This is a genomic window from Sphingopyxis sp. QXT-31, from assembly GCF_001984035.1.
Classification (GTDB): Bacteria; Pseudomonadota; Alphaproteobacteria; order Sphingomonadales; family Sphingomonadaceae; genus Sphingopyxis.
This window is the reverse complement of the sequence record NZ_CP019449.1, coordinates 3,919,843-3,938,893: the sequence shown is the minus strand read 5'-3', so window position 1 is coordinate 3,938,893 and position 19,051 is coordinate 3,919,843. Positions and strand designations below refer to the sequence as shown.

Annotated in this window: 20 protein-coding genes; 16 read left to right on the top strand and 4 right to left on the bottom strand. The window is 67.8% G+C overall.

Going from position 1 to position 19,051, the window contains the following annotated elements:
• Nucleotides 1–62: 62 nt before the first annotated feature.
• Complete coding sequence (locus tag BWQ93_RS18895; RefSeq protein ID WP_077031834.1) at nucleotides 63–1,694, bottom strand: alkaline phosphatase D family protein; 1,632 nt, start codon at nucleotides 1,692–1,694, stop codon at nucleotides 63–65.
• A gap of 58 nt (nucleotides 1,695–1,752) precedes the next feature.
• Nucleotides 1,753–2,874, bottom strand: a complete 1,122-nt coding sequence (locus BWQ93_RS18890) for a DUF3667 domain-containing protein (protein WP_077031833.1) — start codon at nucleotides 2,872–2,874, stop codon at nucleotides 1,753–1,755.
• Between the two features lie 77 nt (nucleotides 2,875–2,951).
• Between BWQ93_RS18890 and BWQ93_RS18885 the strand changes: the two genes are divergently transcribed.
• The 11 genes from BWQ93_RS18885 to BWQ93_RS18835 all read left to right on the top strand — a co-directional run bounded on the left by BWQ93_RS18885 (nucleotide 2,952) and on the right by BWQ93_RS18835 (nucleotide 10,864).
• Complete coding sequence (locus BWQ93_RS18885) at nucleotides 2,952–4,232, top strand: glutamate-5-semialdehyde dehydrogenase (protein ID WP_077031832.1); 1,281 nt, start codon at nucleotides 2,952–2,954, stop codon at nucleotides 4,230–4,232.
• A 31-nt stretch (nucleotides 4,233–4,263) separates the two neighbouring features.
• Entirely contained in the window at nucleotides 4,264–4,527 is a 264-nt protein-coding gene (locus tag BWQ93_RS18880) for a CopG family ribbon-helix-helix protein (RefSeq protein ID WP_077031831.1), read from the top strand.
• Nucleotides 4,515–4,802: a type II toxin-antitoxin system RelE/ParE family toxin gene (locus BWQ93_RS21535; protein WP_077031830.1), complete on the top strand. Its 288-nt coding sequence runs from the start codon at nucleotides 4,515–4,517 to the stop codon at nucleotides 4,800–4,802. Before BWQ93_RS18880 ends, BWQ93_RS21535 begins: the two co-directional genes overlap by 13 nt.
• Entirely contained in the window at nucleotides 4,799–5,452 is a 654-nt protein-coding gene (locus tag BWQ93_RS18870; RefSeq protein ID WP_077031829.1) for a nicotinate-nucleotide adenylyltransferase, read from the top strand. Before BWQ93_RS21535 ends, BWQ93_RS18870 begins: the two co-directional genes overlap by 4 nt.
• Entirely contained in the window at nucleotides 5,449–5,844 is a 396-nt protein-coding gene (gene rsfS / locus BWQ93_RS18865) for a ribosome silencing factor (RefSeq protein ID WP_171008759.1), read from the top strand. Before BWQ93_RS18870 ends, rsfS begins: the two co-directional genes overlap by 4 nt.
• 32 nt (nucleotides 5,845–5,876) lie before the next feature.
• Complete coding sequence (locus BWQ93_RS18860) at nucleotides 5,877–6,305, top strand: 23S rRNA (pseudouridine(1915)-N(3))-methyltransferase RlmH (RefSeq protein WP_077031828.1); 429 nt, start codon at nucleotides 5,877–5,879, stop codon at nucleotides 6,303–6,305.
• Nucleotides 6,302–7,516: a murein hydrolase activator EnvC family protein gene (locus BWQ93_RS18855; protein WP_077031827.1), complete on the top strand. Its 1,215-nt coding sequence runs from the start codon at nucleotides 6,302–6,304 to the stop codon at nucleotides 7,514–7,516. The genes BWQ93_RS18860 and BWQ93_RS18855 overlap by 4 nt, the downstream gene beginning before the upstream one ends.
• 133 nt (nucleotides 7,517–7,649) lie before the next feature.
• Entirely contained in the window at nucleotides 7,650–9,047 is a 1,398-nt protein-coding gene (locus BWQ93_RS18850; RefSeq protein WP_077031826.1) for a S41 family peptidase, read from the top strand.
• Nucleotides 9,048–9,180: 133 nt separating this feature from the next.
• A complete protein-coding gene (locus BWQ93_RS18845; RefSeq protein ID WP_077031825.1) occupies nucleotides 9,181–9,663 on the top strand; it encodes a disulfide bond formation protein B in 483 nt (160 codons plus the stop codon).
• Nucleotides 9,660–10,178, top strand: coding sequence for a demethoxyubiquinone hydroxylase family protein (locus BWQ93_RS18840; RefSeq protein ID WP_077031824.1), 519 nt, complete (start codon nucleotides 9,660–9,662; stop codon nucleotides 10,176–10,178). Before BWQ93_RS18845 ends, BWQ93_RS18840 begins: the two co-directional genes overlap by 4 nt.
• 77 nt (nucleotides 10,179–10,255) lie before the next feature.
• Entirely contained in the window at nucleotides 10,256–10,864 is a 609-nt protein-coding gene (locus BWQ93_RS18835; protein WP_077032546.1) for a hypothetical protein, read from the top strand.
• 229 nt (nucleotides 10,865–11,093) lie between these two features.
• On the opposite strand, the gene BWQ93_RS18830 is transcribed toward BWQ93_RS18835, so the two are convergent.
• Nucleotides 11,094–12,386, bottom strand: coding sequence for a metallophosphoesterase (locus BWQ93_RS18830; protein WP_156878297.1), 1,293 nt, complete (start codon nucleotides 12,384–12,386; stop codon nucleotides 11,094–11,096).
• Between the two features lie 98 nt (nucleotides 12,387–12,484).
• Entirely contained in the window at nucleotides 12,485–14,437 is a 1,953-nt protein-coding gene (locus BWQ93_RS18825) for a S9 family peptidase (RefSeq protein ID WP_077031822.1), read from the bottom strand.
• Between the two features lie 415 nt (nucleotides 14,438–14,852).
• On the opposite strand from BWQ93_RS18825, the gene BWQ93_RS18820 reads away from it, so the two are divergent.
• The 5 genes from BWQ93_RS18820 (at nucleotide 14,853) to rpsK (ending at nucleotide 19,029) form a co-directional block, all read left to right on the top strand.
• Complete coding sequence (locus BWQ93_RS18820) at nucleotides 14,853–15,173, top strand: hypothetical protein (protein WP_232314667.1); 321 nt, start codon at nucleotides 14,853–14,855, stop codon at nucleotides 15,171–15,173.
• Nucleotides 15,174–15,346: 173 nt separating this feature from the next.
• The gene (locus tag BWQ93_RS18815) at nucleotides 15,347–16,690 is read left to right on the top strand and encodes a TldD/PmbA family protein (RefSeq protein ID WP_077031820.1); all 1,344 of its coding nucleotides are present in this window, start codon (nucleotides 15,347–15,349) and stop codon (nucleotides 16,688–16,690) included.
• Nucleotides 16,691–16,693: 3 nt separating this feature from the next.
• Complete coding sequence (locus BWQ93_RS18810; protein ID WP_077031819.1) at nucleotides 16,694–17,485, top strand: inositol monophosphatase family protein; 792 nt, start codon at nucleotides 16,694–16,696, stop codon at nucleotides 17,483–17,485.
• 682 nt (nucleotides 17,486–18,167) lie between these two features.
• Nucleotides 18,168–18,536 (top strand): 30S ribosomal protein S13, encoded by a 369-nt coding sequence (rpsM, locus tag BWQ93_RS18805; protein ID WP_077031818.1) that lies wholly within the window; start codon nucleotides 18,168–18,170, stop codon nucleotides 18,534–18,536.
• Nucleotides 18,537–18,639: 103 nt separating this feature from the next.
• The gene (rpsK, locus tag BWQ93_RS18800) at nucleotides 18,640–19,029 is read left to right on the top strand and encodes a 30S ribosomal protein S11 (RefSeq protein ID WP_003040416.1); all 390 of its coding nucleotides are present in this window, start codon (nucleotides 18,640–18,642) and stop codon (nucleotides 19,027–19,029) included.
• Nucleotides 19,030–19,051: the final 22 nt, after the last annotated feature.

Below are 19,051 nucleotides of genomic sequence, written 5' to 3'. Positions count from 1 at the left end.
GGGACGCGCAACACTTCGGCGTGTCTCGACTTCGCTCGACACGAACGGTAATTGAAGAAAGTTTAGACCGCTTCGAACATCCGTTTGCCGCGCATCGCGGTCATGCTGTGGCTGGCCTTCATCGTCGGCCTGTGCTCGCGGATCGTCTCCAGCATATGCCAGCTCGCGATGACCTTGTCGGGCGTCAGCGCGACGGTGACATAGCCGCGGTCCTGCGTGTTCGCCCATTTGAGCTGCGGCGAGGCGCCGCGGATCGCGCGCACGCGCGTCTTGTCCGAAATGCCGCGCGTATAGCTTTCATAGCCCGGCGAGGTGACGCTCTGCCCCGCGATCTCGATCCCCGCGGGGCGCCCGTCCTCGCTGAGGTCATAGGCCCAGGCATTGTGGGTATCGCCGGTCAGCGTGACGAGGTCGGCGTCGGCCTTTTGCGCCGCGGCGAGCAGCCGTCCGCGCGCGGCGGGATAACCGTCCCACGCGTCCATGTTGAGGGGAAGCCCCGCCTTCGCCGCCGCCTGCGCGGTCGCGACGCGGCGGCGGATATTCTCCGACAGGTCGGTGCCGAACCAGTTCGCCGATTCGGGCGGGGTGAAGACGCTGCCCATCACCACCTGCTGCGCGCAGACCTGCCAGCGCGTGCCCGCTTTCGTGGAGGCGGCGAAGCCGTCGAACAGCCATTTCTCCTGATCGGCGCCCATCATCTGGCGCGCGGGGTCGCGATAGGCGGTCTCGGCGAAGGTCTTGAGCTTCGCGGTCGCATCGCCGCCGCCCGCGACGATCTCGTCGAATTCGAACGGGCGGTCGCGGCCGGTGATCCGCGTTTCGGGGAGGAAGATCGTCGCGAGGTCGCCGACCTGATAGTCGCGCCAGCGCGTCTCGGCGACGGGCATCCATTCACGGTAGGCGCGCTCGGCGGCGGCCATACGGTCGGTCCAGTTGCCTTCGCCTTCATTGTGGTTTTCGGCGCCGCCCTTCCACGCGTCGTTGGTGAACTCATGATCGTCCCATTGCGCGATCATCGGGAACAGCTGATGCAGCCGCTGGAGGTCGGGGTCGGCGCGATAGGCGGCGTAGCGCAGGCGATAGTCGGCGAGCGCGACGATCTCGTGCGCCGGCTGAATCTCGCGCCCGGGCAAGAGCTGCCCGCGCGAGGGGTAATTGCCGACCGGATATTCGTAGAGATAGTCGCCGACATGCGCGACGAGATCGATGTCGCCGCGCGCATTGGCATGCGCATAGGCGTTGAACCAGCCGAAAGGCAGGTTCGAACAGGAAAAGAGCGCGAGGGTGAAGGCGCCCGTCGGCCCCTGCGGCAAGGTGCGCGTGCGCCCGGTGACCGACTTGCTCCCGTCGGGCGCGACGAAACGGTAGAAATACCAGCGGCCGGGCAAAAGCCCGTCGACCGTGAGCTTCGCGGTATGGTCGCGCTCGCCGCTGGCGGTCACCGCGCCGCCCGCGACGATTTTCGTGAAATCGGGGGTCTCGGCGACCTCGGCGGTCAGGCGCGCATCGGAGGCTGCGGCGTAGCGCGTCCAGAGGAGCACGCTGTTCGCCCCCGGCTCGCCGCTCGCGACGCCATGGGTGAAGCCCTGCGCCATCATCGCATGCGCCGCGCCGGGCAGCGCCAGCGCGCCGAGCCCTGCGGTGCCGAGCTTGATCAGCAGGCGGCGGTCGATCTGGCCCCAAAGCTCGTGCATCGCGATTCTCCCTTTGACACGCGCCGGTCCTCTGCCCGGTCTTTGTGACGTTTCGGTGCTACCCCATCGTGCCCAGGGCGAGCAGCAGCAGCATGAAGGTGATCACCGCCCACAGGCTGAAAAAGAGCAGCAGGCTCGCGCGCACCAGCGATCCGAAGCGCGACGAACGATAGGCACCGCGCAGTTGGCGATACATGTGGAAGGGCACATAGAGCATCGCCAAAAAGGTCGCGACGTCGCCGACGACGGTCAGGTTGAGCAGCCGCACGACGACGAACAAGAGCAGCATGAACGAGATCGAATAAGTGACGAAGACGAAATGGTCGTAGGTGTGGAAGCGTCGGCTGAACGGATAGAGCAGCCACATGAAGGGCAGCGACAGCGGGATCAGCGCCCAGGCGAATTTATAGGCGTTGGCCTGGAGCTTGTAGAAGATCAGCGCCGGATTGGCGAAGGCCTTGGTCAGTCCCTTGTCGATCGCGGGCACCCCCGTGTCGACCTTCAGCCGCGACAGGAAATCGGCGCTGCTCATCACCTGCTGCTTGGGATCCTCCAGCACCGGCGGGCCCTTGGCGCGCTCGGCGTCGGTCATCGCGGGCTCGACGCCCAGATAGGCGGCGCCCTTTTCCAGCGTCTCGCGCTCCTCGATCAGCTTTTTCTTCTCTTCGGCGGTGACGTCTTTCGCCGCGAGCCGCGCATCGACGCGCGCGACCTCCTCGTCGAAGCTCGCCTCGAGCGCGTTCGATCGCGTCTGCGCGTCGGCCGCCTTGGCGATTCCCTCGCCGAGCCCGCCGCCGCTGCCGACCATCGCGAGCACCGCATAGGTCAGGAACACCGCGAAAAGGAACAGCGCGAGCGGCGATACGAAACGCGCCCGCTCGCCGTGAATATAGCGGCGCGTGAGATCGCCGGGCCGCCACGTGAGCAAGGGCAAGGTGTTCCAGATCTTGCCCTCGAAATGGAAGATCGCATGGACCAGATCGTGCCCGATCGCACCGAAGCTGCGGTGGACGTCGGCGCGCTGGCCGCAATGGTGGCAGTGCGAGCCCTGCAGGCTGGTGCCGCAATTGAGGCAGCGGAGGCCCTCGTGCGCCGCCGCCTGCCCATGCCCCGGCTCGACCGCGCGCGCCGCCAGCCCCGCGGTCACCGCCGCGCCGATGCCTTCGATGTCCCCTGTCATGCCGCCTAGGTAGCAGCGCAGGCCGCAGGCGCAACGGGGACTTTCACCGCCGGCGCAAAGCATGATAGGGGCCGCGCATGACCGCCAAAGCCCATCAGTCCGCCGTTCCCGACGCCGATGCACTGATCGCCGACATGGGCGCGCGGGCGCGCGCCGCGGCGAAAAAGCTGGCGGTGGTGCCGACTGCCGACAAGGCCGCGGGCCTCCGCGCCGCCGCGGCGCAACTGCGGCTGCGCGCCGACTCGATCCTCGACGCGAACCGGCGCGACATGGCGGCGGGCAAGAGCGCGGGGCTGTCGGCGGCGATGCTCGACCGGCTGCGGCTCGACGATGCGCGGCTCGGCGGCATCGCCGACGCGGTCGAGGCGGTCGCGGCGCTGCCCGACCCCGTCGGCATGGAAATCGACCGCGCGGTGCGCCCCAACGGCATGGTGCTGAGCCGCGTGCGCGTGCCGCTCGGCGTCGTCGGTATCATCTACGAAAGCCGGCCCAACGTCACCGCCGACGCCGCTGCTTTGGGGCTGATGTCGGGCAATGCGGTGATCCTGCGCGGCGGCAGCGAAGCGGTGCAGAGCAATCGCGCGATCCATGCCGCGTTGGCAGCCGGGCTCGCTTCGGTGGGCCTGGCCGCCGATGCGGTGCAACTGGTCCCGACGCAGGATCGCGCCGCGGTCGGCGCGCTGCTCCGCGCGCAGGGGCTGGTCGACATCATCATCCCGCGCGGCGGCAAGAGCCTCGTCGCGCGCGTGCAGGACGAGGCGCGCGTGCCCGTGCTCGCGCATCTCGACGGGATCAACCATCTCTATATCGACGGCGCCGCCGATCCGGCGAAGGCCGCGGCGCTGGCGGTCAACGCCAAGATGCGGCGCACCGGCGTCTGCGGCGCGACCGAGACCATCCTGATCGACCGCGCCTATCCGGCGCCGCTCGCCATCGTAGACGCGCTGATCAAGGCCGGCTGCGAGGTGCGCGGCGACAAGGAGGTCGCCGCGCTGAGCCCGCACGTCACCCCCGCGAGCGCCAACGACTGGGACTGCGAATATCTCGACGCGATCGTCTCGGTCGCGATGGTCGGCGGGCTCAAAGGTGCGCTCGCGCACATCGACGCGCATTCGAGCCGGCACACCGACGCGATCGTCACCGAGGACGAGCGCGTCGCCGAACGCTTCCTCACCGAGGTCGACAGCGCGATCGTGATGCACAACGCCTCGACCCAGTTCGCCGACGGCGGCGAATTCGGCTTGGGCGCCGAGATCGGCATCGCGACGGGGCGCCTGCACGCGCGGGGGCCGGTGGCGCTCGAGGGGCTGACGACGTACAAATGGCTGGTGCGCGGGAGTGGCCAGACACGCCCTTGAATCATTTGTATACAAATGATACACGGGGCCCATGACCAAGCACGCCGTCATCTCCGCCCGTATCGACGCCGAAACACTCGAACTGGTGGACAAGATCGTCGCAGAACAGGGGCGAAGCCGGGCCTGGTTCGTCGCGCAGGCCGTTCGCCACGCCGCCGAACAGGAAGCGCGCTTCGCTGCGTTCGTCCAAGAAGGCCGGGATGATGTGGCCGCCGGCCGAGTTACGGATCATGCCGAAGTCGTGAAAATGATGAACGATATGATCGCCCGTCACGAGGCCCGATGCTCGGAATAATCTGGTCGGAAAAGGCCATTGCTGATCTCGTCGCGCTGAATGATTGGCTGACAAAATATCGGCGACCGCTGGAAGCCGCCGAATCCATTCGAGCCATTCGCGATCAGGTGTCCCGTCTTGACCGATTCCCGGCTGTCGGATCGCCCGTTCATGCAGGCACACGCAAGCTGCTGATCAAGGGACAGCCGTTTGTACTCCTTTATGAGCTGGTCGATCATCGACTCATAATTCTCCGGCTCGTCCACAACCGCAGCGACTGGCAGAGCCTCCTGTGATCACCACCGGCCTCCTCGGCGGCAGCTTCAACCCTGCGCACGGCGGGCATCGCGCGATCAGCCTCAACGCCATCGACGCGCTGGGGCCCGACGAGCTATGGTGGCTCGTCTCGCCCGGCAATCCGCTCAAGCCCGCCAAAGGTATGGCGCCGCTGCCCGCCCGCCTCGGTTCTGCCCAGCGCGTCGCACGCCGCTCGCCGATTCGCGCCACCGCGATCGAGGCCGAGCTCGGCACGCGCTACACCGTCCACACGCTCAAAAAGCTGGTGCGCAAATATCCCAATCGCCGTTTCGTCTGGATCATGGGCGCCGACAATCTCGCCCAATTGCCCCGCTGGCGCGACTGGCGGGGGATCGCACGACTCATGCCGATTGCGGTCGTCGCGCGTCCGGGCTACAATGGCCGCACCCATGCTGCAGAGGCGATGGGTTGGCTTCGGCGCTTCGTCCGGCCCGGCGACCAGAAACTTCACTGGACGGACTGGAGACCGCCTGCCCTCGTGTTCCTGCGATTTTCGCCCGATGTGCGATCCGCAACTGCAATACGGCAGGCCAACCCCCGCTGGTTCGAGAGCCATGCTGGCCGCGCGATGCGCGACCCGCTGACGCATTCGCGCCTGGCAGCGCATGAAAGGAATGAAAAAGCTTGATAGCCGCCAGTAAGGATGCCGCGCCCGGCGCCGCACCGAATGACAGCGTGGACGCCCTCCACGCGCTGATCCTCCACCAGCTGGACGAGGATCAGGCCCAGGAAACCATCTCCATCCCGCTTGCCGGCAAGAGCAGCATCGCCGACCACATGGTCATTGCGAGCGGCCGGTCGACGCGCCACGTCTCGGCGATCGCCGACAAGCTGGCGCAGCGGATCAAGCAGGAAGCCGGCCGCCTCGTGCGCGTCGAGGGCTTGCCCAACGCCGACTGGGTGCTGATCGATGCCGGCGACGTCATCGTCCACCTGTTCCGCCCCGAGGTGCGCAGCTTCTACAACCTCGAGCGCATGTGGTCGTTCGGCGACGCGCCGCCCGTCACCGCCGTAAATTGACGCCGCCACCGCTTAGCGGTTAGGCGGCGTCCATGCTGCTGCACATCATCGCGCGGGGACGCATCGGGCGGTCCCCCGAGGCCGACCTCGTCGGCCGCTATATGAAGCGCGTGACCTGGCCGCAGAAGATCACCGAATTGCCAGACACCGGGGGCAAGGTCCCCGCCGCGGCGCCCGGCAGCCGCACCATCCTCCTCGACGAAACGGGCGAGCAGATCACCTCGCTCGACCTCGCCAAACTTCTCGAACGCTGGCGCGACGACGGGGTCCGCGAGGCGCGCTTCTGCCTCGGCGCCGCCGACGGCTTCACCCCCGACGAACGCAAAAATGCCGACAAGGCGATCGCCTTCGGCCGCGCGACCTGGCCGCATCTGATGGCGCGCGCGATGCTCGCCGAACAATTGTGGCGCGCGACCAGCATCATCGCGGGCCACCCCTATCACCGTGAGGGGCAGCAATGAGGCTGGCCTATGCCCTGCCCGTGCTGCTGCTCGCGCTCGCCGGCGGCGCGCTCGCCGTCGCGCAGAGCGACGTCTTCGACCCCGCGGCGATTGCCGCCGCCGAGCGCCAGCAACTCCTCACCGCCAAGGCGCAGTCGGCCGCCGCGATGAAACGCAGCGCCGCGCTCGAACGCCAGGCGCAGGCCGCGACCGACGCCGCCGACCGCCTGAGGAAACGCAGCGCCGCGCTCGCCGCGCGCATCCAGTCGGCCGAGGCCGATATCAGCGCGGGCGAGGCGCGCGTCGCGCTGGTCGGACGCCGGCTCGCGGCGCAGCGCGCGGCGCTCGCCGAGCAGGAAGCGCCGTTGCTCGAACTGACCGCCTCGCTCCAGCAATTGTCGCGCCAGCCGCCGGTGAGCGTGCTCGCGCAGCCGGGCTCGCTGACCGACATGGTGCACGCGCGCGCGGTGCTCGACGCGGTGATGCCGGTGATCGAACGCCGTACCGCGGGGGTACGCCGCGAACTCGCCGCGCTGCGCGAGACGCGGCGGCAGCAATCGGTCGCGCTGGCAGCGCTCGCGGCGAGTAAGAAGCAGCTCGCGACGCGCCGAGACGATCTGACGCGGCTCGAAAACGAAGGGCGCCTCCGCTCGCGCGACCTGATGAGCAGCGCGCGGCTCGAGGCCGACCGCGCGCTCGGGCTGGGCGAAAAGGCGCGCGACATCGTCGAGCTGATGGACACGCTCGAGGCCGATGGCGCGGTGCGCGCCGAACTCGCCGGACTCGCGGGGCCGGTCGCACGCCCGCGCAGCCCGGCGAGCGGCAGCCCCGCCGCCGCTCCCCCGCCCACCGCCGAAGCCCAGTTGACCGAAGGCGCCTATCGCCTGCCCGTCGTCGGGCGCATCGTCGCGGGGCTGGGCGAGGTCGACGACAGCGGGGTACGCTCGCGCGGGATCACCATCGCCGCGCGTCCCGGCGGGCAGGTCGTCGCCCCCGCGCCCGGCCGCGTCAGCTTTGCCGGCGACTATCGCGGCTATGGCAAGATCGTCATCATCGACCATGGCGGCGGCTGGACCTCGCTCCTGACCGGGATGATCGCCCTGTCGGCAAGCGTCGGTGACAGCGTCGATGCCGGCGCGCCGATCGGCCGCGCGGGCGCCGACGACGCCTTCATCACCGTCGAGCTGCGCCGCGCCGGACGCCCGGTCGATATCGCCTCGATGCTGGGCTGAACCCGGCCCGTTAATCCCCCGTTTCGCTGCTGTCCCCTATCGGGAAGCGCCGCTTGACGCCCCGGACAATGCATAGGATTATGGCTCGCCGGGGATATAAGGCGAAACTTGCGCCAATGGCTGAAAGACGATCATGACCGAAACGACCAAGAAGCCCGTGTCGACCAAGCGCCGTTTCGCGCTGTGGCAGGGCGCCGCCGCGCTCAGCACGCTGGCGCTGGTGCCGCTCGCGACCGGGGCGATGGCGACCGTCGACACCGCGACGACCGACGAGATTTCGCGCTTCATGGACGTCTTCCTCGAAGTCCGCTCCAACTATGTCGAGCCGGTTGACGATTCGAAACTGATCGAGGGCGCGATCAACGGCATGCTCGCCAGCCTCGACCCGCATTCGGGCTATCTCGACGCGCGCGGCTTTTCGAACCTGCGCACCCAGACCGACGGCGAATATGGCGGGCTCGGCCTCTCGGTGACGATGGAGGACGGCGTCGTGAAGGTCATCGCGCCGATGTCCGATACGCCCGGCGACCGCGCGGGCATCAAGGCGGGCGACTATATCACCCACATCAACAAGGAACTGATCTTCGGCCTGACGCTCGACGAGGCGGTCGAACAGATGAAGGGACGCCCAGGCACCAAAGTCGACATCACCGTCGTGCGCGAAGGCCAGAGCAAGCCGATGGAATTGTCGCTGACGCGCGAGATCATCGACCTCAAGCCCGTCAAATGGGAAGCGAAGGGCGACGTCGGCGTGCTGACCGTCAGCAGCTTCTCGGCCGACGCGACCACCGATTTGCGCGCCGCGATGCTGGCGGTCGAAAAATCGATGGGCAAGAAGCCGCGCGGCTGGGTGCTCGATCTCCGCTCGAACCCCGGCGGGCTGCTCGACGAAGCCGTCGGGATCAGCGACCTGTTCCTCGAACGCGGCGAGATCGTCTCGCAGCGCGGCCGCCGCAAGGGCGACATCGAACGCTATTTCGCCGAACCCGGCGATCTCGCCGGCGGTGCGCCGGTGATCGTGCTGATCGACGCGGGGTCGGCCTCTGCCTCCGAAATCGTCGCGGGCGCGCTGCAAGACCAGCACCGCGCGGTCGTGATGGGCGAGCGCAGCTTCGGCAAGGGATCGGTGCAGACGGTGCTGCCGCTGACCGACACCACCGCGCTGCGGCTGACCACCGCGCGCTATTATACGCCGTCGGGGCGCAGCGTGCAGGAGGGCGGGATCGAGCCCGACATCCGCGTGCCGCAGCTGTCGGACCCAGATTACAAGGATCGACCGCGCTTCCGCGAGAGCGATCTGCGCCGCCACCTCGTCAACGAGAAGAAGGTCGATAACAGCCTGCTCGAAAAGGACGAGAAGGACGATCCGCGCTTCACCGCGACCGCCGAGGAGCTGAAGGCCAAGGGAATCGACGATTTTCAGCTGAACTATGCGCTGCAGACGATCGGCCGGATCAACCCCGCGGCGCGCATGGCACAATCGACCAAGCCGCCCGCCAAGCCCGCCAGCAAGCCGGTGCGCCGCAACTGATTTTCTCGCCTCCGTCATCCCGGCAAAGGGTGTTGAGAGGCACGTGACTCTCTACACGATCTCGACCTGGCGTCGCATCGCACCGGCGAGATCCCGGCCTTTGCCGGGATGACGATCTATATAGGTAGGTTTGATGCTCAATTCGCGTATCGCCGCGCCGCTTGTCGCGCTCGCGGCGCCCCTGCTGCTCTACGGCGGCGCGCTGGTGTCGCAGCTCGGCTTCGGGCTGCACCCGTGCGAGATGTGCTATTGGCAGCGCTGGCCGCATCAGGCGGCGATCGTGCTGGCGCTGCTCGCGCTGCTGCTGAACAAGAATGATCGCGCGATGCGCGCCTTCACGCTGCTCGCCGCGATCGCGATTGCGGTCAGCGGCGCGATCGGCGTCTTCCACGCCGGGGTCGAATATGGCTTCTGGGAAGGCCTCACCACCTGCAGCACCACCGGCGGCGGGCCGGTGACGCTCGAAAGCATCATGGCCGCGCCGATCGTGCGCTGCGACGTCGCGCAATGGACGCTCGGCGGCATTTCGCTGGCGGGGTATAACGCGATCTTCTCCTTCGGCGGCGCGCTGCTCGTCTTGATCTTGCTGCGCCGCCGGTCCACAGCATCGGCATGAGCAGCAGCGACAAAAATGCGTCGATGATCCGCGTCGACCAGGCGGGCGAATATGGCGCGACGCGCATCTACGCCGGCCAGCTCGCGGTGATGGGAGATCGCCACCCGATGGCGCGCGAGATCGCGCATATGGCCGAGCAGGAAGAGCGCCACCGCAAATTCTTCGACGCGATGGTCGCGAAGCGCGGCGTGCGCCCGACCGCGTTGCAGCCGGTGTGGAACGTCGCGGGCTTCGCATTGGGCGCGGTCACCGCGGCGTTAGGCCCGCGCGCCGCGATGGCGTGCACCGCCGCGGTCGAGACCGAGATCGACCGCCACTACCAGCATCAGCTCGAGGAACTCGGCGACAGCGATCCCGAGCTCAGCGCCGCGGTCGCCGATTTCCGCGCCGAGGAGCTCGAGCACAAGGACGCCGCGCTCGCCGCGGGCGCCGAAAGCGCGCCGGGCTATCCGCTCCTGAGCTTTGCGATCCGCGCCGGCTGCCGTGCAGCCATCGCGCTGTCGAAGCGTATCTGATAAGCAATAGCCCTGCCCATTCATGACGGGTGCAGGGACGCGGTGCCATGCCGCTTCAAACGACGAAGGATGATCCGATGACCCGCCTCCCCCTCGCCGCGCTGTTCCTGGCAACCAGCCTGTTTGCGCTCCCAGCCGCCGCGCAGGAGGCCGACACGAGCGCCGCCGAGAAGATCAACCAGGTCATCGTCTATGGCAACGACCAATGCGCACCGAGCGCCGCCGACGAGATCGTCGTGTGTAACCGCCTGCCCGAACAGGACCGCTACCGCGTGCCGCAGCTGTTCCGCGGCGGCGACCCGCTTGACCCGCGCAACCAGGCGTGGCTCAACCGCGTGACCTCCATGGAACGCGTCGGCCGCTTCGGCACCGACAGCTGCTCGCCGGTCGGACTCGGCGGCTTCACCGGCTGCACTCAGGCGCTCGTCGCGGGCGCCCGGGCCGAGGAACAGGCCGCCGACAAGACCGACTGGCAGGCGATGATCGCCGACGAGCGCGCCAAGCGTATCGCGGGCATCGACGCCGCATCGGACGAGGTCGAGGCCGCGGTGGTCGCCGAGGAACGTGCGATGGCCGAGCGCCAGAAAGCGGCCGAAGAACTCGAGGCGCAGGCCAGTGGCAACGCGCCGATGCGCGAGCAGGCCGACCCCGAAGCGAGCGAACTGCCGGTTCCGCCGCAGAGGTGACGTGTCGTCTTAGAGCCGCCGGTTGGCTGCTTTCGGGCGGGAGCGGACGTTCTTAATCCTCCCCGCTTGCGGGGGGGGGGACCGCCGCCGCAGGCGGTGGTGGAGGGGGCTCTAGGCCTAAGATGCCGCTGCAGGCCGAGAGCCCCCTCCGTCAGCGCTCCGCGCTGCCACCTCCCCACAGGTGGGGAGGATCGCCTTGTTTCCACCCCAAAGCCGACATTCGAGCCCTTCACCCCCCGCAGGTCACATCCATCGACGCCTTGTAATGCCGCGGGTTCGACGGGACCGAACGCTTGACCATGAGATAGGCGAGCATGTCGCCGAGCAAATCCTGTTCGGCGACCTTCGCGATGCGCTCGGCCAGCGTCTCGCTGCCGTCGCAGTTCGAGCATGGGTAGTTGTCGGCGAAGCTGAAGCGGTTCGCCGGCACCCAGTCCTTGCCCGTCGTCTCGCTGGCGTAGCGCGTCTCGGCCGCCAGCCATTCGTAGCGCGCGTCATGGCGCAGCAGCTTCATGGCGGGGTTGCTGCCATGGTCGGTGGTCACCGCGGGGATCGACAGGTCGAGTTCGGTGACGTTTCCGTCGCAATCGCGCAGGCGGCGCAGGTCGTTCAGATGCGTGTGGCTGCTCAGCGTCCCGACGATCTGCTTCGAGAAAGCCGCTACCAGCGCCAGATAGACGCCCTGCACCGGCCGCCCAGTATAGCGCGTCAGCCCCGGCGCACTTCCCGTGTAGGCCCGCCCCGGATCCCAGTTCGGCGCACCGCCATAGCCGTCGATCCCCGGCGGCACGTGCATCGCGACGATCACTTTCTCCTTTTTCAGCGCCGCGTCGGTCAGCTGCGCGTAGAGCCATTCGATCTGCGCATTGGCGTCGGCCTGCCTCGTCGTGGCATCGACGCAGCTCGCGCCCTGGAAGGTTCCGTAATTGGGATTGAAGATCACCGTGTTGAGCGCGAGCAGCCGCAGCGGTGCAGACTTGCCGAGCGGATAGGCCGAATAGAAGCCGCGCGCGAGCTGCCCGGCGTCGATGATATCCCCCGGCTGCGCGTTGATCACCGGCCAGGCGGACGGATCGCTCGCCGCGTCGAAGGGCGTCGCGCCGCCAGTGGTGAAGGCGCAATAATCCTCGCCGTCGCTGTCGTTGTTGCCCGGCAGGAAGAGCAGCCGCTTGCTCGTTCCCGCGACCAGCCCCTGTAGCCCGTCGAGTACCGCCTTGAACTGCGTCTCGCGCGCCGCCTCGCTCTGGCCGTGCGCCGGCAGGTCACCGAGATAGAGGATGAAGCCCGGATCGTCGGCGGCCACGATCCCCTTCGCCTCGGCCTGCGCGCGCGTCCACAGGATCGCGCTCGTTTCCTGATTCTGGCCCCAGATGTCAGCGCTGTTGCCGTCGTAATGGACGTCGGAGAGCGTGAGGAAGCTGCCCGGCTGCCCGCCCTGCGCCGCGATCAGCGGACGGGCGCCACCCGAAGGCGCCGGCCCCGCCGCGCATCCGGCGAGCCCCAGCATCGCCGCCAGACCCAAGACTATCGCCGCTTTCGCAATGATGCCCCCTTTGCCCCGCGCCCCGTCATCGAAGACTGGGCGCGAGGGGGCGGAGAGTCAAATGGCGCGAAGCCGCCTCAGTTCAGCAGATATTGCTTCCAGAACACCAGCGACGCCCAGAAATTATAGTCGGCATTTTCCTTCTTCGCGAAGCCATGGCCCTCGTTGGTGCCGACTAGGTGCCATGCGGTACCGCCGTTGGCGCGCACGGCCTTCACGATCTGGTCGGCCTCCGACGCAGGCACGCGCGGGTCGTTGGCGCCGGTGACGATGAACAAAGGCTTCTTGATCTCGGCCACGCGCGTCAGCGGCGAGATTTCGAGCAGCTTGGCGCGCTGTTCGGGCACGCGCTCGTCGCCATATTCGACGCGGCGCAGATCGCGGCGGTAATCCTGCGTATTTTCGAGGAAGGTCACGAAGTTCGAGATCGCGACGACGCAAAGGTTGGCGCGCAGCTTGTCCGAATAATGGATCGCCGCGGCATAGCACATATAGCCGCCATAGCTGCCCCCGGTCAGCGCGAAGCGCGCGGGATCGAGCGTCTTGTCCTTCGCGAAATGGTCGAGGAAGGCGCCCATGTCCTTGACGCTGTCCTCGCGCTTGAACGGCCCGTTGTCGAGGCTGACGAAGGTCTTGCCATAGCCCGTCGAGCCGCGGACGTTGGGATAGAAGACTGCGATCCCCATCTCGTTGAGCAGATAATTGGTGCGCCCCATGAAGCCCGGCCGCGACTGGCCCTCGGGCCCGCCATGGACATTCATGATCATCGGCCGCTTGCCGGGGAATTTCGCGGGGTCGGGACGATAGAGGAAGCCCGACACCTCGAGCCCGTCGAAGCTCTTCACCTTGACCAGTTCGGGCTCGACATTCTTGGTGACGTCGAGGCCGCCGGTCTCGCTCTCGGTCCAGCGCGTGACCTTCAGCGTCTTCGGATCGACGCTATAGGCGTCGGCCGCCGCGCGCGCCGAGGTGAAGCTGATCCCGATCTCGCCCCAGGGCGCGATCTCGACCCCGCCGATGATCCCGGGGGGCAGCGCCTCGACCGTACGCACCGCGCCGGTCTTGGGATCGAGCAGGCGCAGCTTCGACATGCCCGCCTCGTTGACCGTATAGGCGATGAAGCTGCCGTCGTCGGCCACGTCGAAGCCGCTGACTTCCCATTTCTCGGCCGCTCCGCGGGGCGTGAAGGCGCCAGTCGCAGGGTCGAGCGTACCGAGCCGTTCGAACTCGGCGCCCTCGTCGCTGGTGATCCAGATCGTACCGTCGGGCGCGAACTGGCCGCCGCCCCGCGACACGGTCTTCGTGTGATCGCCGATCGGGGTCATCGCGCCCGTCTTGAGGTCGAGGCGGAAGAAGTCCGATTTCTGCACCGAACTATATTTGCCGACCAGCGCCCAACTCTTGTCGGGTGCGAAATCGAGCAAACCCCAGCCGCCGCCCTCGACCTCTGCCACCAGCCGGTCGGACTTGGGATTGCGCGGGTCGATGAGATAGATATCGCTGTCGCGCCCATTGCGACGCGTCGAGGTATAGGCGACGAGCTGGCCGTCCTTGCTCCACGCATTGAGCCCGTTGCGGCTCTTGCCGTCGGTCAGGAGGTCGAGCCGCCCGTCCTTCATCGCATAGATCTGGTAGAATTCATTGCCGCCGATGTCCTTCTGCAGCAGCATCAGGTCGCCGGTCTTCGGCGACCAGGCCGCACCGCCGACGGGCTCTTCCTCGAAAGTCATTTGTTTGCGCGCGCCCATCGGCACCGCGACGCGGTGGATCTGGCTGGTGTTGCCGAAACGCGTCGCGATCAGCATCGACTTGTCGACGGGGTTCCAGCCGACGAAGCTCGCGCCGCGATTCTCCATATAGGGCCGCGTCGCCGCCGCGAGTTCGGCGGGGACGTCGGGCATACCGTCGGCAACGAGTGCCGCGGGCCTGGGCGCGACGGGCGCCGCCGGTGTGGCGGGTGTGGCGGGTGCCTGGGCAAGCGCGGGAGCAAGCGGCAGCGCAAGCGCGGCCAGAAGGGCGAGATGACGCATCGATGATTTCCCCTGTGTTTTCGAACGGATCCGAACGGACAGAATCTAGACGCTATCAGCGATGCGGGCGGATGCAAGGTTTCGACGGAAACCGGTCTTCGGTCGATGAAGCGCGGCGGCCTCTTCGAGTCGCGGCCCCCACTTCCCCGCAGCAGCGTTCTTACGCGCCATTCGCTGCCGGATTGGCAGCATTTTGGCCTTCCGTCGCGGATTCGTTGCAAATCGGGGGCGAATCGAAGGCAAATTTAACGAATCGCGGGCAGTCTGTCTTGACTCGGTCATTATTGGCTGAAAACGTGTGGTTTCTGGGAATCGCCGGCCTAAGGGGGCTGAAAAAATGGCATCGACGTTCGGACCGCGCCTGTTCAGGCGCTCGACCCGCAGTGTGCCCACGGCACGCCATTTGGGCCGCCGAATGACCTTCCACGCCGCCGCCGCGCTCCTCGTCTTCGCCGTGCTGCAGATCTGGCTCGTGTCGAGCGCGATCGCCGCGGGCGCGCCGACCGCGCTGACCTTCGTCGCGCTCGCGCTGCTGCTGATCCTCGCGGTGCCGATCGCGCGCACCACCGAGCGCCGCTGGTATCATCTCAGCCGCCAGGCGCTCGCCAGCTGGGGGCTGCACGCACGCTTTCGCCGTGACGTCCGCCGCCTGTGGGTCGCCGCGCTCGCGCTGCCCTTCGTCTGGGTCAGCGGCGCGATGGCCGCGACCACCGGCCTCGCGGTCATCGGCGGCTGACGCCGCTTATCCATTCGTTCGTCATCCCGGCGAAGGCCGGGATCCCGCTGTCGCGTCATGGCGATAGGGTGAGATCCCGGCCTTCGCCGGGATGACGGAAGAGAGTGGTCAGCGCCGGGCCTCTCCACCGATAAGATTTTGACGGCCCGCCGCCCGCGTCCTAAGGCGCGGCCATGCTGACCGTAGCCGAAGCCCTCGACCGTGCGCAGATGCTGTGCGACGCCGCCACCAAGGCGGGCGCCGACGCCGCCGACGCGCTCTATTATTGCAATGCCGCGACCTCGGTCTCGATGCGCCTCGGTGCGCTCGAGGACGTCGAGAGCTCCGAAGGGCAGGACATCGCACTCCGCGTCTTCGTCGGCCAGCGCAGCGCGAGCGTGTCGACCGCGGACATGGACGCGGGCGAACTCGCCAAGCTGGTCGAGCGTTGCGTCGCGATGGCGCGCGAGGCGCCCGAGGATATCTATGCCGGCCTCGCGCCCCAGGACCTCCTCTATAAAGGCCCGATCCCCGATCTAGACCTCGACGACGCCAGCGAGGCCGACCCGCAGGCGCTACGCGCCGCCGCGCTCGCGGTCGAGGAGGCCGCGCGCGCGGTCGCCGGGGTCACCAACAGCGAGGGCGGCACCGCGAGCCACAGCCGCACGCGCATCGCGCTCGCGACCAGCCACGGCTTCGCGGGCGGCTATGGCGCGAGCGGGCATAGCCTCTCGGCCAGCGTCATCGCGGGCGAAGGCGCGAGCATGCAGCGCGACTATGGCTGGCACAGCGCGCATTATCTGGCCGACCTCGAGGGCATCACCGAGATCGGCACGCGCGCGGGAACGCGCGCGGTCGCCCGCCTGAACCCCGGCAAGGCGCCGACGGGCAAGCTGCCGATCCTGTTCGACCCGCGCGTCTCGAGCAGCCTGGTCAGCCATCTGCTCGGCGCGATCAGTGGCCCCGCGATCGCGCGCGGCACCAGCTTCCTGCTCGGCAAGGAGGAGCAAATCCTCTTCGACAGCGCGATTTTCATCCGCGACGAACCGCACCGCCCGCGCGGCCTGCGCAGCCGCGCCTTCGACGGCGAAGGCCTGCCGACCGCGGCGCGCGACCTTGTCGCGGGGGGCAAGCTCACCGGCTGGCTGCTCGACACCGCCTCGGCGAAGCAGCTCGGCCTGACCCCGACCGGCCACGCCAGCCGCGGCGGCGGCGCGTCGGGGGTCGCGGTCAGCAACGTCCACCTCGCCGCGGGCAGCGTCACCCCGGCCGCGCTGATGGCGGACGTCGCCGAGGGCATCTATGTCACCGAGTTGATCGGCCAGGGGGTCAACCCCGTCACCGGCGATTACAGCCGCGGCGCGTCGGGCTTCGCGATCCGCGGCGGCCGGCTCGCCGAGCCGATCGCCGAGTTCACCATCGCCGGCAATCTGATCGACATGTTCGCCGCGCTGATCCCCGCCGACGACCTCGCCTTCCGTCACGCGACCAACGTCCCCACACTGCGCATCGACGGCATGACCGTCGCGTCAAGCTAAGCGATGCCGGGTCGCAACCTCGAAGCCGTGATCGCCGCCACCCGCGAGGTCGGCGACATGGCGATGGCGCGCTGGCGGGGCGAGGGCAAGGCGGTCGCCGTCTGGAACAAGTCGCACGACAATCCAGTCAGCGACGTCGACCTCGCGGTCGATGCGCGGCTCAAAGCCGTGCTGGGCGCGATGGTGCCCGAAGCCGGCTGGCTGTCCGAAGAGACCGCCGACAACGAAGACCGCTTGGCGTGCCGCGCGATGTGGTGCGTCGACCCGATCGACGGCACGCGCGATTTCATCCGCGGCCGCCCCGGCTGGTGCGTGTCGGTCGCGCTGGTCATCGACGGAACCCCCGAACTCGGCGTGCTCTATGCCCCCGCGCTCGACGAATTGTGGGTCGCGCAAAAGGGCCGGGGCGCGACCTTGAACGGCGAGAGCCTGCGCGCGAGCCGCCGGATGATCTTCGACGGGTCGCGCGTGCCCGCCGACAGCCTGCCCAAGATCGACCGCGACCTGATCATGGTCACCAAGCCGAACAGCATCGCTTTGCGCATGGCGCTGGTCGCCGACGACCGTGCCGACCTGGTCGCGACCTTGCGCTGGGGGTTCGAATGGGACGTTGCTGCCGCCGCGCTGATCGCGGCCGAGGCGGGCGCGGCGGTGTCGGACGCTTTCGGCGAGCCGCTGCGCTTCAACACCCCGCGCGCGCAGGCGTTCGGCGTGATCGCCTGCGCCCCCGGCATCCACCGGGCCGTCGTCGCGCGCCTGCACGATCGCGCGGTGGCGCTAACGGCGGCGCCGTGACGGCGGCGACCGGGGCCGACGCGTCGGCTTTGGGTTGTTTTCGAGACCATCCTCTATTTCCGTTCGTGTCGAGCGTAGTCGAGACACCCCGATGGCAAGCGCTCCGATGAGTGTCTCGACTTCGCTCGAGACGAACGGGATTTATAAGGCGGTTCGTCTGCTACTCGCCCGAAAGCAATCGAACCGCTTCTTCCATGCATAATGCGCGCAGAGGCGCAGAGGCCGCAGAGTGAAAGACCATCCTCTCTGCGGCCTCTGCGCCTCTGCGCGAATATCATGATAGCCTGCGGCAGCTCCCGCCCGAAACCCGCTCTTGCATCCAGCCCGCCAAAAAACCGCTTTCCTAAACTCCCCCGCCATGCCATTTTTCCCCTGCCCGCCCGCATCGCAAGCAGCCTAAGGGCACTAAGGTCACAATCCGGGCATGCCCGACCGGTGACCTTTGAGACCTTAAAGCGGGCCGGCGTCGAAAGCGCATCGGTGCGCGGGCTCTGCTCGCCGCACATCCCTGCGCTTCGCTTGACTTTCTGCACGACTCACCTTACTTGCGCCTTCCATTCCGACAGCCTGACCGGACGGCGAAGCGCAGCTGCGCATTCGTAGTCCGTTTTTTGCGTTGGAAATCAGACGCTTTGAGATGGGGCCCTTGCCAGCGGCCCTGTGGAGCAGGAGAAAGTACCCAATGGCACGTATCGCGGGCGTCAATCTGCCCACCAACAAGCGCGTGATCATCGCGCTCACCTACATCCACGGCATCGGCCGCAAGACCGCCGTCGACATCGCCGACAAGCTGGGCATCGACCACACGCGCCGCGTCCAGGACCTCAGCGACGCCGAGATCCTGCAGATCCGCGAAACGCTCGACGCCGACCACACGGTCGAGGGCGATCTTCGCCGCACCACGGCGATGAACATCAAGCGCCTGATGGACCTCGCCTGCTATCGCGGCCTGCGTCATCGCAAGGGCCTGCCGGTCCGCGGCCAGCGCACGCACACCAATGCGCGCACCCGCAAGGGCAAGGCCAAGCCGATCGCCGGCAAGAAGAAATAAGGTCGAGCGCGTCCATCCGGGCGCGCTTCCTTGTTTCTTTCCCCTGCCGGGGCAGCGGCCACCGCCCGCCACCGGCCATTCAGGATTAGGTTAGGAATATATCATGGCTCGTGAACCGCAGCGTCTTCGTCGGCGCGAACGCAAGAACATTTCGTCGGGCGTCGCCCACGTCAACGCGACCTTCAACAACACGATGATCACCATCACCGACGCGCAGGGCAATGCGATTGCCTGGTCGAGCGCCGGCATGATGGGCTTCAAGGGCAGCCGCAAGTCGACCCCGTACGCCGCCCAGGTGTGCGCCGAAGACGCCGGCAAGAAGGCCGCCGAACACGGCGTCCGCACCCTCGAAGTCGAAGTCAAGGGCCCGGGTGCGGGCCGCGAGTCGGCGCTCCGCGCGCTGCAGGCGGTCGGTTTCCACATCACCTCTATCCGCGATGTGACCCCGATCCCGCACAATGGCGTCCGCCCGGCCAAGCGCCGCCGCGTCTGACGCCTGCTTCGGATGCGCCCCG

Bases quoted from the DNA above. Each gene is read 5' to 3' on its own strand.
- rpsM (WP_077031818.1), top strand. From the start codon at position 18,168: ATGGCACGTATCGCGGGCGTCAATCTGCCCACCAACAAGCGCGTGATC.
- BWQ93_RS18855 (WP_077031827.1), top strand. From the start codon at position 6,302: ATGAGGCTGGCCTATGCCCTGCCCGTGCTGCTGCTCGCGCTCGCCGGC.
- BWQ93_RS18840 (WP_077031824.1), top strand. From the start codon at position 9,660: ATGAGCAGCAGCGACAAAAATGCGTCGATGATCCGCGTCGACCAGGCG.
- BWQ93_RS18890 (WP_077031833.1), bottom strand. From the start codon at position 2,874: ATGACAGGGGACATCGAAGGCATCGGCGCGGCGGTGACCGCGGGGCTG.
- BWQ93_RS18835 (WP_077032546.1), top strand. From the start codon at position 10,256: ATGACCCGCCTCCCCCTCGCCGCGCTGTTCCTGGCAACCAGCCTGTTT.
- BWQ93_RS18820 (WP_232314667.1), top strand. From the start codon at position 14,853: ATGACCTTCCACGCCGCCGCCGCGCTCCTCGTCTTCGCCGTGCTGCAG.
- BWQ93_RS21535 (WP_077031830.1), top strand. From the start codon at position 4,515: ATGCTCGGAATAATCTGGTCGGAAAAGGCCATTGCTGATCTCGTCGCG.
- BWQ93_RS18815 (WP_077031820.1), top strand. From the start codon at position 15,347: ATGCTGACCGTAGCCGAAGCCCTCGACCGTGCGCAGATGCTGTGCGAC.
- BWQ93_RS18885 (WP_077031832.1), top strand. From the start codon at position 2,952: ATGACCGCCAAAGCCCATCAGTCCGCCGTTCCCGACGCCGATGCACTG.
- BWQ93_RS18845 (WP_077031825.1), top strand. From the start codon at position 9,181: ATGCTCAATTCGCGTATCGCCGCGCCGCTTGTCGCGCTCGCGGCGCCC.
- BWQ93_RS18880 (WP_077031831.1), top strand. From the start codon at position 4,264: ATGACCAAGCACGCCGTCATCTCCGCCCGTATCGACGCCGAAACACTC.
- BWQ93_RS18825 (WP_077031822.1), bottom strand. From the start codon at position 14,437: ATGCGTCATCTCGCCCTTCTGGCCGCGCTTGCGCTGCCGCTTGCTCCC.
- BWQ93_RS18810 (WP_077031819.1), top strand. From the start codon at position 16,694: ATGCCGGGTCGCAACCTCGAAGCCGTGATCGCCGCCACCCGCGAGGTC.
- BWQ93_RS18860 (WP_077031828.1), top strand. From the start codon at position 5,877: ATGCTGCTGCACATCATCGCGCGGGGACGCATCGGGCGGTCCCCCGAG.
- BWQ93_RS18895 (WP_077031834.1), bottom strand. From the start codon at position 1,694: ATGCACGAGCTTTGGGGCCAGATCGACCGCCGCCTGCTGATCAAGCTC.
- rpsK (WP_003040416.1), top strand. From the start codon at position 18,640: ATGGCTCGTGAACCGCAGCGTCTTCGTCGGCGCGAACGCAAGAACATT.
- BWQ93_RS18850 (WP_077031826.1), top strand. From the start codon at position 7,650: ATGACCGAAACGACCAAGAAGCCCGTGTCGACCAAGCGCCGTTTCGCG.